Source organism: Shuttleworthella satelles DSM 14600, assembly GCF_000160115.1.
Taxonomy (GTDB): domain Bacteria; phylum Bacillota; class Clostridia; order Lachnospirales; family Lachnospiraceae; genus Shuttleworthia; species Shuttleworthia satelles.
This window is the reverse complement of the sequence record NZ_GG665867.1, coordinates 300,053-316,572: the sequence shown is the minus strand read 5'-3', so window position 1 is coordinate 316,572 and position 16,520 is coordinate 300,053. Positions and strand designations below refer to the sequence as shown.

Genomic DNA, 16,520 nt, shown 5'->3' with positions numbered 1-16,520 from the left:
ATGGTAAAAGGGAGGTTTCCCTCCCTTATCGTACATATTCCTGTTCTTTTGCAGTTTGTTTTTCTTCTGTTTTACTTTCTTCCTGATAGGCTCTTATCTGTCCTAAGATAGATGGTTTATCACCCGTTTTCTGTGTGGCTTCCTCTTTGGTATGCAAATTATCTTCAACATCATAGGTTGACTCAAAATAATCGCTGTCCTTAAAAGTCATTGTCATATCTGTCAGCAATTCCATCATTATCAAGGTCTTTAGAAAGTGGATCATAGAAGTTACCTTCATCATCAATTTCAAGTCCCATTGCTTGCTTTAATTCTTCTTCATCTACCGAAACAAAGGTATTAAACTCTCCATTTTCCATTTCAAATTTTATGACATCAAGAGCCTTTTCAACACTTCCATTTTCCTTTACATAATCATAATGACTTACTACAACATCATTTACATATTGAGTTGCTGTATAATTCTCAAGGTCTAACTCAAACTGTATGCCATGTCTTTCATCCGGTGTATCAGTATAAGCAATTCCTATGTGCTTTAAATCAGGATATAGAGCGTCAAACTCATCATAACTATGGTTTTCCTCATACTCTCTGTTGCAGAAGTCAATGATGGCTCGTTTTACATCTTCTACAAGGGGATTATCATTTCTCTTTTCTTCCACTTCTCCCATATCAAGGAGCTTATTCAGTTCTGCCAAGCGAAGCACCTTATTCTTTAGTTCATCAGCTTTTTCAAAAGGCTTTTGTAATTCCTCTTTGGCATTTTCAAGCTGTTCTTTTGTGCTGAAGAGCTTTTCTTCAAGCCTCTTTAATTTCTCAGGCATTTTCTCAAGAGCATTATCAAGCCTTGTAATATTACCGTCCGCACTCGTTCCAAGCTCTCCTGAATGCTTTGCAGCACCGTTTAAGCTAAAGTCATGGGCATTGGTAAAGAAGTTATAACTTACCTCCAAGTCCATATTTCTATACTTACCGATAACTTTGCTTTCATTGATCTTTACTTTAGAAATAGCTTCAAGCAGCTTTTCTCCGGCTAACTTTTTATCTAATATCTTCTCACCACCGATAGTAATAGAAGCAAACTTTTCCTCTCCTTCAGCTTTTGCTTCTACATCTTCAATATCTTTCTTTACAGCCTCAATGAGCTTTTCTGTTCTTGAAATTTCTTCCGGATAGTTTTTAGCAACCTTATCCTCTAATCTGTAACGGTTGGACTTATAGTTTGCTTCAAGCATTTTAAGTTTTGTAACCTCATTATCCAAATCCATCTTTTCCTTGATTTTCGGATCACCTGTAGCAAGGGCTTTAATCTCTGCATAGTTTAAGCTGCTTTCGTCCACATCTTCCGCCACTCTTACAGGTGTTTTACTTGTCATAATCTGAGAAATGAACTTCTGTTTATTCTCGATGGTCTGCCACAAATACGCATCAAAGGTATTCTCCGTTACATAACGATAGATATTTACCTCTTTATTTTCATTTCCCTGCCTCACAATTCTGCCTGCTCTCTGCTCAAGGTCGGCAGGACGCCATGGGACATCGAGGTCATGAAGTGCAATCAGCTTGTTTTGCACATTCGTTCCGGCTCCCATCTTCTGAGTAGAACCAAGCAAAATCCTCACATCTCCTTTTCTTACCTTTGCAAAGAGTTCATCTTTTTGCTTGTCGGAATTTGCTTCATGGATAAAGGCTATTTCTTCTTTCGGTATTCCCATTGCCACAAGTTTTTCTCTAATATCATCGTAAATATTAAACTCTCCATCTCCTTTTGGAGTTGATATATCGGAGAAAAGAAGCTGTGTGGACTTATTTTCTCTTGTCTTATCCCAAATGGAAAAGACATTTTTCACGCACACATTGACCTTGCTGTCAGGATTATCAGGTAGCAAAGGATTGATTAAACGCTGATCTAAGGCAAGTTTCTTGCCGTCATTGGTGATTTTCAGCATATTATCTTCGTCAGGTTCTACCACCCTATTTCTCACATCATCTGCTCTTTCAGATAAGCTCTTTAGAATTTCCTTTTGTTCCTCACTTGGCAAAGTCTTAATGACTTCATAGTGTGCTTCAGGTGTTGGAAGATTAAGCATATCCGCTGTCTGAATGTCCGCAACTTCCTTAAACATAGACATTAGTTCAGGCAAGTTATAGAACTTGGAAAATCTTGTCTTTACTCTGTACCCTGTTCCCTCCGGAGAAAGTTCAAAAGCAGACTGCGTTTCCCCAAAGGTAGAAGCCCAAGAGTCAAAATGCTCTAAATTATTCTTTTTAAGGCTTTCATACTGAAGATAACGCTGCATGGTATAAAGCTCAGTCATAGAATTACTCACAGGCGTTCCTGTTGCAAAGACAATCCCTTTACCACCTGTCATTTCATCCATATATCTACACTTCATAAACATATCGGAGGACTTAAAGGCTTCGGACTGCCCAATACCTGCTACATTCCTCATTTTTGTGTAAAGATAAAGATTTTTGTAGTTGTGTGCCTCGTCGATAAAGAGCTTATCTACGCCTAATTCCTCAAAGGTAATAACATCATCTTTCTTAAAATCATCATTTAATTTCTCAAGCCTTGTTTCCAGTTTCTTCTTCGTCTTTTCGAGCTGCTTTACCGTAAAATTCTGATTTCTGTCATGCTTATATTCCTCAACATAGTTAATAATCTCATCAATCTGATCCTGAATATGCTTCTCCTGATATTCCTTACTCATCGGGATCTTTTCAAACTGTGTATGCCCGATTACAACGGCATCATACTCTCCTGTGGCAATTCTACCGATGAAACGCTTACGGTTTTTCGGCTCAAAGTCTTTTTTATCTGCCACCATGATATTTGCTGACGGATAGAGCTGCATAAACTCTCTGCCTATTTGTCCTGTTAGATGATTCGGCACAACAAATAAAGACTTGGAACACATCCCAAGTCTTTTAGATTCCATTGCGGAAGCTACCATTTCAAAAGTCTTTCCACTACCTACCACATGAGCAAGTAGCGCATTTCCACCATACAAACTTCTTGCAATGGCATTTCTCTGATGAGGTCTTAAATCTATTTTAGTATTCATTCCCTCAAAAGATAGCTTACTTCCATCATACTCACGATTTCTGATGGAGTTAAAACGCTCATTATACAGTTTTACAAGTCTGTTTCTTCTTTCCTGATCGTTAAATATCCAGTTCTTAAATTCTTCTTTTAGAAGCTCCTGCTTTTGCCCTGCAAGTAAGGTTTCCTTTTTATTTAGCACAGAAGTTTTTGAGCCATCAGGATTTACAATCTGGTCAAACACTTTTGTTTCTTTAAGGTTTAGAGCATCTTCAACCAGCTTATAGGCATTTACCCTTGATGTACCGTAGGTCATTTCAGCAAGGTCATTTCCTCTGTCCCTGCTCTTTCCCTCTACATTCCATTCACTTGTGAGATTTGAAAATTTAACCTTAATATCCCATCTCGCCCAACCCGGTGTTTTTAGTGTTTCAAAAATAAATTTTTCAACATCTTTAATCGGTATCCAAGTTGCACCAAGACGGACATTGATTTCACTTGCTTCAAGCTCCTTTGGGAGAACTTTCGTAAGCTCAGCCTTTTGGTATTCCAATCGGCTCATCTCATAGCTTATCAGCTCTTTTTCTTTCCCATCTTCGGCATAACCAAGATGAGGCAGCTCTCTTTCTGTCTGTCTTAGCTTTGCAAGGTAGCTGTCTACGATGGCAATCTTATCTCTGATATTTCCACTTAGGTACTCATCTTTTGTTACATAGCCATACTTATAGGAGTTGCCGCCATTGGCACAGGCAAAAGGCAAATCTCCATCTTCGAGGTTAAAGGAAAGCGGTCTGTAAAAGTTTTGTTCCTCTCTGATGTTTAGATAGATTTCCCCTCTAAGCTCCTCAATCAAAGTAGGTCTATCTTTATCTGTCAGACTTTCCATATATTCAAAATCCACATAACCTTTTTCAGACATAGATAAAACAAGAGCTTCAAGGGAAGTATCAACATGATCGATTGTCTTTGCCTTTATGATTGTTCTTTTTGAAAAAATATCTCCCTTAGCCTTAAAGTTTTCTTCTTCATCAAGGATTTCTATGGAAGATACAAGCGGGAAGTTACTATCTTCTTTTAAGGCTCTGGTATTAGAAAGATTATTGACATACCCATGTTTTTTAGAAAAACTGTCATAGACTTCATTTAACTTCTCCTGAGCTTTCTTTACTTCATCATCTGAAAAATCTTCTTTCTGTTTGTAAATAACATCCTTTAAGGCAACATTTAACTCAAGATAGTCCTTAATCTTTTCCTTGTTTTTATCCGTTACTTCTTTCTTTACAAATAGGGAGTTTTCTCTGTAATAAACTTCATCATCAATAATGGTGTAGGAGAAATTCTTGACATCGTCCGTTGCGGGTATTGTGCTGATTTCATCATCAAGTAGCTCTATTTCTTCATAATTAGCATTTTTAGCGATTTCTTCGCTTGCTTTTGTAAGTAATTCCTTTAAGTCAGCATTTTCTTTCGGTAGACAAGCTATCGTATTTCCAAATCTGCCTGATACTTCCTCCATACTTCCAAAAACCATCTCAGGATGATCTACAAAGTATTTATTGTAGATAAGACCATTTTCATCTTCCACAAGATGTATCCAGTCCTCATCTCTTTCTCTGATACTATCTCTTTTCTTTAGGAAAATAATGTCCGATGTTACTTCCGTTCCGGCAACACCCTTAAAGGTATCATTTGGAAGTCTGATAGCTCCTAAAAACTCTGCTCTTGCTGCAAGGTAGCGTCTGACACTTTCGTCTTTTTTATCCATTGTTCCGCTTGATGTAATAAAGGCGATAACGCCGCCATTTCTTACTTTATCAATGGACTTGGCAAAGAAATAATCATGGATAAGGAAGTTATTTTTGTTATACTCCCTGTCATTTACCTTATATTCTCCAAAGGGTACATTGCCGATAATCGCATCAAAGAAGTTATTGGAGAAGGAAGTTTCTTCAAGCCCCTTAATCTGTATATCACTTTCAGGGTATAACAGCTTTCCAATTCGACCGCTTACAGAGTCAAGCTCTACACCATAAAACTTAGACTTATTCATTTCATCAGGGATATTGCCTATAAAGTTCCCTATTCCCATACTTGGCTCTAAAATGTTTCCCTGTTTAAATCCCATATCCAAAAGCGTCTTATACACTCCGTCAATCACTGTTTTCGGTGTGTAAAAGCTCGTTAAAGTAGATTCTCTTGCAGCTTCATATTCAGATGGCGATAGATTTTCCTTTAAGAAACTTCTTGCAACTTCCCATTGTCCCTCTTTACTTTCATCAAACACATCAGCAAGTCCGCCCCATCCGACATACTTTGCCAAAACTTCCTGAGCGGTAATATCTAAATCTCTCTCACCTCTTTCAATTCGATTTAACATCGAGATTGCTTCAAGGTTATCGTTTAATCTCTCACTTGGAGATAACTTGTCAGGTAGCGTTTCTTCTTTAATTTTGAAGTTATGAGCCTCAGCTTTCTTTATTTCAATTTTTTCAGTTGTCTTTTCAGGATTCTGATATGTCAGATTTTCAAATATCCTCTCAAGGTCGCTTTCAAGACGATAAGGAATCACATCGGAGCCTGTTATCATACCGCCAAGATATTCTGTATTGTCCTTAACCGTTACCGTCTTTAGATTATTTCCCATATCATCAAAGCGTGTAATGGTATAGTTTTTGTCCTTATATTTAATTTCATCTCCAACGATAAACGCAGGTCTTTCAGGGCTTACTTGTCTTAATAAATCTTCATTATCTATAAAAGCTACAATAGGGATTTGATGGTTTCCACTTCTTACCGGATCAAGCCATAAATCATTTCTTCCTGTGATTTGGTTTTTAGCAATCTCCCTTACAGTATATTCTTCATGATTAAAATAAACGGTATCGCCCTCTTTAACTGCAAATTCATCTGAAAGCCTTCCCTTTTCTTCGTTAAGCTCTACTTCTTCTCTTTCCTTCAGATAATCAAATAGTGTTTCCTGAACAGGTGTTACAGCTACTCTTTCTTCTACTTCTTCAGATATTTCAAGTTCTTCTTTATCTTCAAAGCTAAGTTCTCCGTTAAAGACTGATTGAAGCTCCTGTTCATCCATCTGCTTTGCAAGTTCTGTATCTTTAAGCTCTCTAAAAGTCTTTGGAAAATCCTCTAAAATAAGCCTTTGGGTATTTAATTCTTTCAATTCTTCAAGATTGAAATATCCCCATTCAGGTTCAATCCCAAGTACAAGTCCAAAGGCATCTCCACTTTCTCTATCGTATTCTGTCATATACCAAGTCCAATTGCTTCTAAAGGGAATAATATATGCAGCATGAACTTGCTTATCTGCTAAAGATACATCTTCCTGTGCATAAAGTTCAGGCACTCTTTTAAGCATTTCATCGGTCATTAAGTTTTCAGGATCATCTTTAGAATAATATTGTGGTGCTTTTGATTCTTCTATCTCTGTCTTGCTCTCTATTTTCTTTTCTTCATACAGATTTTTAGAAAGCAGCTCATCCATATGTTTTGCCACACTTGACCAAGTAAGAAATACATCACTGCAATTCTTCTTCTGTAATTTAAGTCCCTTAGCATCGTGCCATTCATCACTTCCCATTGCCCCTGAAACCGCATGGGAATGTCCTCCGATTCCATATTCGTCTTTTAAGAAGTTAGCTTTTTCTTGAAGTGTATGGTTTTCTTTGAAAAATTTTGTAATCCGCTCTTTTCCCTTATCTATTCCGCTTCCTCTTGACAGGGTAGCAAGAACTTCGTCATCTGTAATAAAGGGCTTTACTTTAGGAAATTCTGTCAGATTGGTACTATATTCCTTTCGTGGCAGCTCAAGTTCTTGCAACTTCTGATAAAGGCTATCTAGCTTGTGATAATGAAACCTTAATACATTTCTGTTTTCTTTATATCCTTCTAAAAACCTGCCATATTCTTTGATTGTTTCCTTTAGATATTCAGGATTTTTTAATGCCTCAGAGAGTCTTTTCGTTTCTTCCGGAAAGCCCCCTCCTCTTTCTATAAAATCAAAATAACCCTGTGCTTTTCCTTCTTCACTTAAATCATTAGATAAATACCATAGAGATTCTGAAATCCGATCTCTTTCATAATCAAGAGCTTCAGAAATCTCTACATTTGTGGCAAACCCTCCGTTATTAAGAAGTTCGTTTATCCTCTTTGCAGCATCACTCCAACTTAAAACCTGCGTATCATCTTCTCTTGCCGATGTTCCGTAAGCTAAATGAATTCCTTTATCCGAATACCAGGAAGATACTTCTTTTTCATCAATGTAAAATCCATTTCCTCCTTTAAAGGTATCTTTGAGGTATTCTCCCAATTCTTCTACTGTTTTTTCTTTGGAAAACTCAGCAATAACAGGAAGTCTACCGCCATCGTGATTTCCTCCGTTAACAAGAACGGTATCTATATCCTTCTCGGTTAGTGGGATAGTAAGGAGTATCTGTCCATAAGAATTTTCAGGCAAAGAAAAAGAAGCATTATCAGCTTCTCTTATCTCTGCTTCAGTATTATCTTTTAGATTTCTACCACTTCCTTGATGGTCATTTCTTTGAGAGCTGAAATCATCGCTCCATACTGTGGATTGTTCTCGTCCTCTATCTTCCACGCTGCCATCAGTTTCGGCTTCTCCGCTCTCATAAAGTCTATCGCTTGTTTTTGAATATCCATCAGGTGTCCTGTCAGCTTCTTCTCCTTGTATAGATCCACTAACATCTCGAAATGGCTCTGCTCCTCGCTCTCTGAAAGATAAGTGAGTCTCATCACTGCGTAAATCGGATTCGGGAATTCTTTCATGAAATCCGTCTGTTCCTCCAAGCTGTTTAGTGTATTCTCCCTGATTTTCTCTATTATCTCGTCCGTACTCTCCATTTCGGAGAACTCGCTCGTTTTCATTTCTTTTCTGATCATCTCGTCGAAGTACATTTTCTTCTACCTCCTCTAATTCTTCCTTAATCCTATTATATCCTGCTTCTTTTCCTCTTAAAACTTCTTTTTGAAGCTCCAGTTCTTTGCTTTTTTGAATGGTCGCATCAATAATTTTTCCGCTAATATCCGATACGCTTTCACCAAGACTCATTAGAGATATGCTGTCAAGTCTTTGAAAATTCTCTCTTAAAAGCTCATAATCTATCGAATAATCTAACTTAAATCTTGACGCTACCGCATAGCTTACCGAGTCCCTTACAAACTTGGTAAAGGATATTCTATCCTCATCCGCTACTCTAAGTTCATTCATTAAGGTATCTATTTTTTCATCACCGTAGAGTCTGCTTAAAGAAAAGATGTTTTCAAGTGTGCTTTTACTTTCATCATAGCCCTCGCTTTTAATCATTTCCTTTAACACATCTTGATGGTTTTCTTTGTCAAACTTCCAAAGATTTACTTCGTTGACATCTCTGTTTCTTGAAACTGTCTGACCTATATCAAAAATATAGTCCACTTTTTTGAATGTGCCATAGTCCTCTAAAATGGGGATACCTTTCTGTCCTCGCATTACTGTTCGATTAAAACGTTCCCTCCAGTAGTCAAACTTGGCACAAGCTATTGCTTCAGGATTTTTATCATAGATACTTAATTGACTTCTAAAGTCATATCTTTGATTGTTTCCGACAACCTTTAAGAGCTTCAGATACTCTACTTCACTATGAAGCACATCTTGTTTTATAAGCTCCAAAATGTTATGAAAATCATTTATTCGCATTTTTACCTCCTTCGTTTTCCCAAACAAAAAAAGGCGGTTAGATTTTACTCTAATCACCTTTTAATTCTGTGTATTGCAACTTACCACTACTTCATAATTACCCACCGACCTAATTTCGTTGAGCCTTCATATCGAATAAGTCCTGCTTTCCTCATTTTATTTAAATGATAACGTACACCATCAACAGTCAGGTTTAGTTTTTCTGCCATTTCTTTCGCACTTATGTGAGGATTTTCAGCTATTATCTTAATAATCTCTTCCTGTTTCATAGTAGTTTTAGTAGTAGTTTTAATGGTAGTTTTTTCATCATTACTACCATTAAACTCTTTCAAAAATTCTTTATTCACACCCATAACTGCGTTGGTATAGTTATCTTCTTCATTATCCGGATAAAACTTAAGCTCAGGAGAACCATTTTCTAATAGTGCATCCTTTGCACGCCTTATACCCGAACCGTAAGACTCTATCAAATTAAGTGAAAAGAACATATCTTTAAGTTCTTTGTTAAGATACTGCCTTCGATCAAAAGTTCTATCCCTGTTAAGAGCCTCAATGGTTACAGGAGGGAGCGGTCTATTATGATTCACAAAAGAAATTCTGTCCTTGTAAATGTATATCCCAACATATTCAGGCGTATCGTATTCCTTATGCAAAATGGCATTTGTAGCAAGTTCCTCAAATGCTGTAAGAGGATAGTTATAGACAATCTTATGCTCGATTTTATCCGCTTCCCTTATGGTATATGAAGCCATAATATTATCTTCAAAATATTTGCTGACTTGCTTTGCCTGTATCCAAACCGGACCATCAAATTTCTTTGATTCCATTTTATCAGTTCCATCAATTTCTCTTATGATTTCAACATGGGCATTTGGAATAAATTTATTTGGTGTATCTGTAAACATCAGCACAGCAAAATTTTTAGCTCTATAACCGCCATACTCACTTTCACTGACAAGCCCCATACTCTTTGCCATATCCAGCTTAGACATTTCTCTAATATCTTTTTTTGCTCCTGTTTGAAGCAAATATTCTTTCATATATTCATAGCTTAAATCATCTATGGTAGCTGTATCGTTCAAGTTTGAGCTAAAAGAAAAGTTTGCAAACTTCTTCAAAAGTTCAAATTCTTCGGTTGGATTTGGAAGCCTTGAATCTCTACCGACTCTAATATATCTTCCTGCCTTTAATCGAATATCTTTATCTTTTTCTGCCCTTTCACTTGTTTGAAACGGACCGTTACTACCACTTTCTACCGCAACTACGATATAGTATTCATCATCAATTTGATCCGTAATAATGTGATAGTTGATTTTAGGATGAATATTGGCAAGGAGCGATTTAAGTTCATTTTCTATTCCCTCTAATTTTGCTTCCTTTATCCCTTCAATCGGTCTTTTAGGAATTGCTTTTTCTCCCGTTTCTTTATCATCGACTTCTTCAATACCAACAAACAACAAGCCTATCTCATTGTTCATATAGTTATTGGCAAAGGCACAAGCAGTTTTTAGAATTTTATCTTTAAAATTTGCCGACTTTTTATATTCGATAAAACTGCTTTCTATGTTTTGATTTTCAAGAATGTTATGAGCCATTCTTTTTATATCTAAAAGCTGCATAATACCTCCTCTTTTCAAAAATTTTATTTGTATATTATACCATTTCCAGAGGATTTTCTCCACTCTGAAATCAGCAGGCACTTACTTGCGATATTTTAAAACCGCCTCCTGTATCTCGCTTTCAATATCTTTCAAGAATTTTTCTTTGGAAGATTTCCCTTTGGCAATATCCGCTAATTCCATTTCCCACTTTGCAGTTGTTTCCGCTGACTTAAAGGTATCGGATACTATTGTTACAAGGCTGATCCCCTTATGCGTGGCAATCAAATTTTTCTTATCTCTTTCGACAAAACCCTTATAGATTAAGTTTTCAATAATTCCTGCCCTTGTTGCAGGTGTTCCAAGTCCCTTTCTTTCCACTTCTACACCTTTTTCTAAGGCTTCATTTCCTGCAATCTCCATAGACTTTAGAAGCGTATCTTCAGTAAAGTGTTTCGGTGGTTGAGTAAATTTTTCTTTAATCTCTTTATTTTCAATACTTAAAACATCACCAATACTTACATCAGGCAATACAGCATCTTCACTCTTTTTGGGTTTGTATTCTTTAAGGTATTTGCTAAAGCCTTCATCCTTAATTACCTTACCTGAACTTGTAAATTCAAAACCATCAAATGAAGCTACAATCTTTGTTGTGTTTTCAATAAGCGGATAACCCACACTTGCGTGGAGCTTATTAGATATAAGCCTATATACCTTTGCTTCACTCTCAGGAATGCCTGATAAACCTTCACTCAGTGAGCTTACTGTCGGAATAATAGCGTGATGATCTGTAACCTTTTTAGAATCAAATACTACCTTAATACGCTCTGTATCAAAGTCATTTTTACCCAAAATGTTATTGACCGTACTTACAATCATATCTTCCGTTAAACATCTGCTGTCTGTTCTTGGATAGGTGATCAGTTTCTTTTCATACAGGCTTTGAGCATAGTCAAGTGTCTGTTTAGCACTGTATCCGAAATACTTATTGCACTCTCTTTGAAGTGTTGTAAGGTCAAAGGGTAAATCAGGTTTAGTAATCTTTTCTTTCTGAATTACATCGGTTATTTCAATCTTATCGCCTACTAAATTTAAGAGCTGTTCAGCAGCAACTTCATCATCAATTCTATCCGTTGATAGTGTAAAACCATTTGTAGAAAGCTCTACTGTGTAATATTTTTCTTTCTGATAATTTGCTATCTCATCATCTCTTTTTACAATCATGGCAAGGGTAGGTGTCTGCACTCTGCCAACACTGTAATTCTGCTGATACAGACAAGAGTAGAGCCTACTAATATTCATTCCGACAAGCCAGTCGGCAATCGCTCTTGCCTGTGCCGATTCAAAGAGATTGTCATAGTCTTTTCCGTCTTTTAGCTTATCAAAGCCCTCTTTAATGGCACTATCTTCCATAGATGAAATCCAAAGGCGTTTCATCTTCTTTTTGCATTTAGCTTCGTTATATACCAGTCTAAAAATGCTTTCTCCCTCACGACCTGCGTCGCACGCATTGATAACAGAATCTATTTCTTTATCATTCATCAGCTTTTTAAGGATATTAAACTGTTTCCTCGTGGATTTTGCTATCTCATACTTATAGTTCTTTGGAACAATCGGTAAATCTGTAATATTCCATTTAGCATATTTTTCATCATAAGCGTCCGGATTTGCCATTTGAATTAGGTGTCCAATGCACCAGCTCACCCTATATCCGTTTCCTTCATAATATCCGTCTTTCTTTTTATTTGCTCCAATAACCTTTGTAATGGAGATTGCAACACTCGGCTTTTCTGCAATAACTAACTTCATCTGTGTTTTCCTCCTGTTATAAATCAAAATAGGGCGAAAGATGTTACTCTCCCGCCCTAACTTTGCACTCAAAATAATATGTTTTTAGGTGCGTTTATTCTTCATCTTCTACTTCATCTGCATCATTTATTTCTTCCTCGCTTTCAGCTTCAGAAAAGAAATCATCATCTTCCTCCTCTAAGGCTTCAAGTTCTTTATCTTCTTTCTTTTTCACAACCTTAAAATAGTAGCCTGCCCCCAATGCCCCGCCTACTACAAGAAGCAAAATAATATAGGTTCCTAAATTACTCTTTTCGTCCTTCTTCTCAGGCTTTACTTCTTCCTTAACAGGTTCTTCTTTTACCACTTCCTGCTTTGGTGCTTCTTTTTTCTCCACCATGTTAAGCAAATCATCTTCAGATACTTCCGTAAGAAGTATTACATTCTCACTATCTTCATCGTGGTTGATGATAAGATGAAAAGTCTTACCGTTTTTCGTTTGAAAGGTAATAAACTGCCTTGCATCAGCCGAATACTGATCCGTTTCTTTATTATCGCTGCTATCCCCATGATGAATCGGATATTCCTTATTGGCATTATCCTTATTTTCCGTAATACTTCCTCTTGCCTTAGACGGTGCAGAAGCTACTCCCTTATTGGTATTTACACTCTTACTTGTGCCATCCATAGCTGAATCTTGGCTGTTATTGTTAGCAGGCATTTTAGCTGTCAGCTTATTAGGATAACGAATTTCCTTTTCTTTCTCCTTTACTTCCGTTTTGCCTTTACCGGTATCCTTTGTAGTATTACCTGAGCTTACCGAATCCGATGAGCCTTTACCGGTACTACTTACAGAAGTCTGTGGTGTTTGAGGAGAAATACCTGAACTTGTCTTAATTCCGGAAATAGGACTAATCGGTGTAACTGATTGTGATGTTACAGGAGCTTTATTTGTTTCAGTTGCCTTTTTCTCAAGCTCTTTCACCTTTTCCGTCAGCTTATCTATTTCCTTTTTCATATCTTCTGATAAGTCCTTATTTCCCTTATCTTTCTTCATTTTTTCTTTCAGGCTATCAATTTCATCTTCAAGATCTTTAATTTTATTCTTTTGCTTATCACTTAATTTGTCTTTATCCTTAAGTTCGCAATTTAACTTATCAAGTTTATCCTGAAGCTCTTTTGCCTCTTTTTCTATTTTTGAAATATCGTCTTTAGAAAGCTCTGTCTGCGTTCCCTTATCCTTAACCTCTATCTTTGCTACCTTACGGATAATCTCATCTTTTCCATCTCCCTTTACCTCATAAAACAGAAATTCATCAATGAATTTCATATCATCTGGGAGCATTGGAAGATCTCCGCTATCAATAAGTTGTCCTTTCTCAGCCTTTATCTTTTCTTCCTTAAAGACCTTTTCATCTTCAAAGATATACCTTACATTTACTTCAACTTCCGTTTGAACAGCTTCGTTTTTTGTTGGAGCTTCAGATTTTTGCTCCTGTGCATAAACAACCGTCCAAAGACCTAAAATACAACTAATACTTACAATTACCGCAAGTGCTACCGTCCAAAACTTATTATTCTTTTTCAAACTGGTTTTCATTTGTTTTCTCCTTTTTCATTTCTGCTTTTTGTCTGTTTACCTTTGCCATCAAATCGCTGATTGTGATGTTATTCTTTCTGCAAATGGCAATGATTTCTTCATTTTCAAGCTCTTCTTCACGAATGAATAAAGGCTCCAATTCTTCATCAATCAGAGCCTTTTTATCCTTTAACTTCTTTATTCTGTTTTTTACTGCTATCAGTTCCTTTTTCAAATTGTTACCTCCTATTTCTTTACATTTGGCGGAAAACCGAATCCTACGGGATGGTGCTTACAAAATGTTGCTATCCAATCATCTAAGGTAGTTACTCTTATTCGACCGATGTTATCAATCACTTTTCCATCTCCAATGTAAATACCTACATGACCATAGGTAAGCCCTGCACTGCTTCCGCTACTGCTGCTTTCGACTGCCACAAGCATTCCGACCTTGAGCTTTGACCTGTCTGATGTAAAGGTATAGTTTCGGTACATATCACAGGCATTCCCGCCTATATATCCAAGTCCTGCATTTTGATAGACCTGTGATACCCACATGGCACACCAGCCTGCACCCGGAGATGGCGTAATGTATGCAGCATTAACAATCTTCTTTTGTACTTCCGTAGATGCCTCATACTCTTTTCCACCGCCGATACCTCCATTTGCACTGATAAGGTCAGAATTACCAAAGGCTTCTCCCATATTGCCTTGTGCAAGGAACAAGGCTTCATAGTGCTTTAGATTATCGGGATAGTTTGCAAAGACCTTTCGGATAATGCTGTCCATCTCTTTTTTATGAAGCGTTACGATGAGTTTTTTATACTCATAAGGTTCTTCGTGGCTTTCGGTATATTCATTGCCATCTTCATCGGTATAGGTTTTTGTTAACCGTCCTGTATCTGATTTCAATTTCTTCCCTATACTCAAGGTCATACATGGAATCAAATAATTCTTTTAATATGGATTCTACTTCCGATACACTCTTTACCTCTCCACACCTTGATGTAATGTAGGATAAAAGCTCATGGACATTATGCCCGATATATTCTGTATTATTTAAGATATATTCATCATATCCGGGATAATTTTCTTTCACATGGTCAACTTCACTTTGAAGCTCAACCTCCATATCTGAAAATTTCTGATTGATTTCACTTAGGACATTTGGCTTTGATAAATAGCTTGTTGTAAGCACAGAGCTTGTAGAATTCATAAAGCCTGTCATTCCCGTTCCTGCAAAGTTAATCACAAAAGTCCCTAAGATAATGATACCTATGAAAATAAGCATTAGTCCTTTTGCTTTTCGGACAATCATATCCTTTGAGCTTTTCAGTGTTCCGATAAGTCCCTCTTTAATTCGATCTCTAAGCCTTGACTTATTCTCACGAGAAATTGCTGCCTTTACCTGATTTTTCCTTTGAAATCTTTTATAGGCATTTGCTCTTTTATACTCATCCGTCTTTTTCAGTTCCTTTTTGGCATCACGAAATTCCAACTTTGACTTACGCTTTCTGATTTTATAGTCCTTATTTGTAAGGTCATAGCCTCTTTTAGCTCTTTTCTTATCAGAATACTTCTTTATGCCATGAATGAGCTTGGAGCTTGTATCTGCTGTCTTTTCTCCTGCTTCCACTCCTTGATTTTCATCACTTCCATGAGATAAGTAATCTCTTACGGTTTCACTTCCTTTAGCAAGTCCTGAAAGGGCAGATACCTTTACCATGTCTTTTTTTAGCTTTTTCTTCTGCTCTTTATAAATACTGCTATGAACTTTTTTGCTTGCAGTATCTTTTCCAGTCTTTTTATCTTCAGGCTTATTCTCCTTTAACACATCATCCTTTTTCCTTGTATAAAGGCTTTCGGTATAGTTTTTTCTCTTATAATTTTTCTTTTGAGCTTTTTGGCTTTTTGAGAAGCTATTTGTATTTTCTGCTTTATGATGAAGATTATCCTCGACATCATAGGTTGACTCAAAATAGCCGCTATCCCTAAAGTCATTGTCGTATCTGTCTATAATCCCATCATTATCAAGGTCTTTTCCTAAAGGATCATCATCGTCATTTATCTTACTTGTCTTTTTATGAACTTTATCCTGAAACCGTTCTTTCTCATGAACGATTTTCCCTCTGTAATCATCGGTATCCTTTAGCTTACTTTCTTCAGGTATAATGTTTGTTTCACTATGGAGCATTTCTTTTTCAATGCTTGCCTTGTGCCTTTCCTTAAAGTCCTTTTTCAGCTTCTTTCCCATAGGCTACCTCACTTCTTCCGGCTTGGTAGTCATCTTCTGATAAAGGATTGTATCTTTCGGAAACTTATCAAGGAAAGGCACAATGTGATGCTGTATAAATAAAGTTGACATCTTATTCTCAAGGATTTCATTATAATTTAAGAGAATAAGGAGGCGTTTACGGTGGCAACTAACAGACAGTACGATCAGGAGTACAAAATCCAGGCAGTTAAGCTGGCAAAAGAGATTGGCCAGGCAAAAGCTGCACGTGAACTAGGCATCCCCAAAAACACGCTCTATACATGGATACGCGCTAATAGGCTCGGAAATCTGGATCTTGGAGCGGGATCCCAGACCCCCAAAAGTGCTATGACCCTGAATGGGGAGCTGATCACCTTACGTAAGCAGGTCAAAGATCAGGATAAGGAAATTCGTCGTCTTAAAGAAGAAAACGAGTTCCTGGAGGAAGCCAGCGCTTTTTTTGCCGCGAGCCGTCTGAAGTCAGCAAAAATGAAAGACTGAAATATATCACTGTTAAGACAGAAGGCGGCATGATTAAAGGGAAACTT

At 37.0% G+C, this 16,520-nt stretch carries 7 protein-coding genes and 1 pseudogene; 1 reads left to right on the top strand and 7 read right to left on the bottom strand.

Going from position 1 to position 16,520, the window contains the following annotated elements; all coding sequences use genetic code 11:
* Positions 1-25: 25 nt before the first annotated feature.
* The 7 genes and pseudogenes from GCWU000342_RS11100 to GCWU000342_RS08210 all read right to left on the bottom strand — a co-directional run bounded on the left by GCWU000342_RS11100 (position 26) and on the right by GCWU000342_RS08210 (position 15,972).
* Positions 26-238 (bottom strand): hypothetical protein, encoded by a 213-nt coding sequence (locus GCWU000342_RS11100; protein WP_456299941.1) that lies wholly within the window; start codon positions 236-238, stop codon positions 26-28.
* Positions 201-8,753 carry a helicase-related protein gene (locus GCWU000342_RS08235; RefSeq protein ID WP_456299940.1) on the bottom strand — a complete coding sequence of 2,851 codons (8,553 nt, stop codon included), beginning with the start codon at positions 8,751-8,753 and terminating at the stop codon, positions 201-203. The genes GCWU000342_RS11100 and GCWU000342_RS08235 overlap by 38 nt, the downstream gene beginning before the upstream one ends.
* A gap of 86 nt (positions 8,754-8,839) precedes the next feature.
* Positions 8,840-10,372, bottom strand: a complete 1,533-nt coding sequence (locus GCWU000342_RS08230) for an AlbA family DNA-binding domain-containing protein (protein WP_045001137.1) — start codon at positions 10,370-10,372, stop codon at positions 8,840-8,842.
* Positions 10,373-10,453: 81 nt separating this feature from the next.
* Positions 10,454-12,160, bottom strand: coding sequence for a DNA topoisomerase 3 (locus tag GCWU000342_RS08225; protein WP_006906929.1), 1,707 nt, complete (start codon positions 12,158-12,160; stop codon positions 10,454-10,456).
* Between the two features lie 94 nt (positions 12,161-12,254).
* Positions 12,255-13,739 carry a CD1107 family mobile element protein gene (locus tag GCWU000342_RS08220; protein ID WP_006906928.1) on the bottom strand — a complete coding sequence of 495 codons (1,485 nt, stop codon included), beginning with the start codon at positions 13,737-13,739 and terminating at the stop codon, positions 12,255-12,257.
* Positions 13,714-13,953: a hypothetical protein gene (locus GCWU000342_RS08215; RefSeq protein ID WP_004804465.1), complete on the bottom strand. Its 240-nt coding sequence runs from the start codon at positions 13,951-13,953 to the stop codon at positions 13,714-13,716. The genes GCWU000342_RS08220 and GCWU000342_RS08215 overlap by 26 nt, the downstream gene beginning before the upstream one ends.
* Before the next feature lie 11 nt (positions 13,954-13,964).
* A pseudogene (locus tag GCWU000342_RS08210) lies at positions 13,965-15,972 on the bottom strand (CHAP domain-containing protein).
* A 162-nt stretch (positions 15,973-16,134) separates the two neighbouring features.
* Between GCWU000342_RS08210 and GCWU000342_RS08205 the strand changes: the two are divergent.
* Complete coding sequence (locus tag GCWU000342_RS08205; RefSeq protein ID WP_006906926.1) at positions 16,135-16,473, top strand: transposase; 339 nt, start codon at positions 16,135-16,137, stop codon at positions 16,471-16,473.
* Positions 16,474-16,520 lie beyond the last annotated feature (47 nt).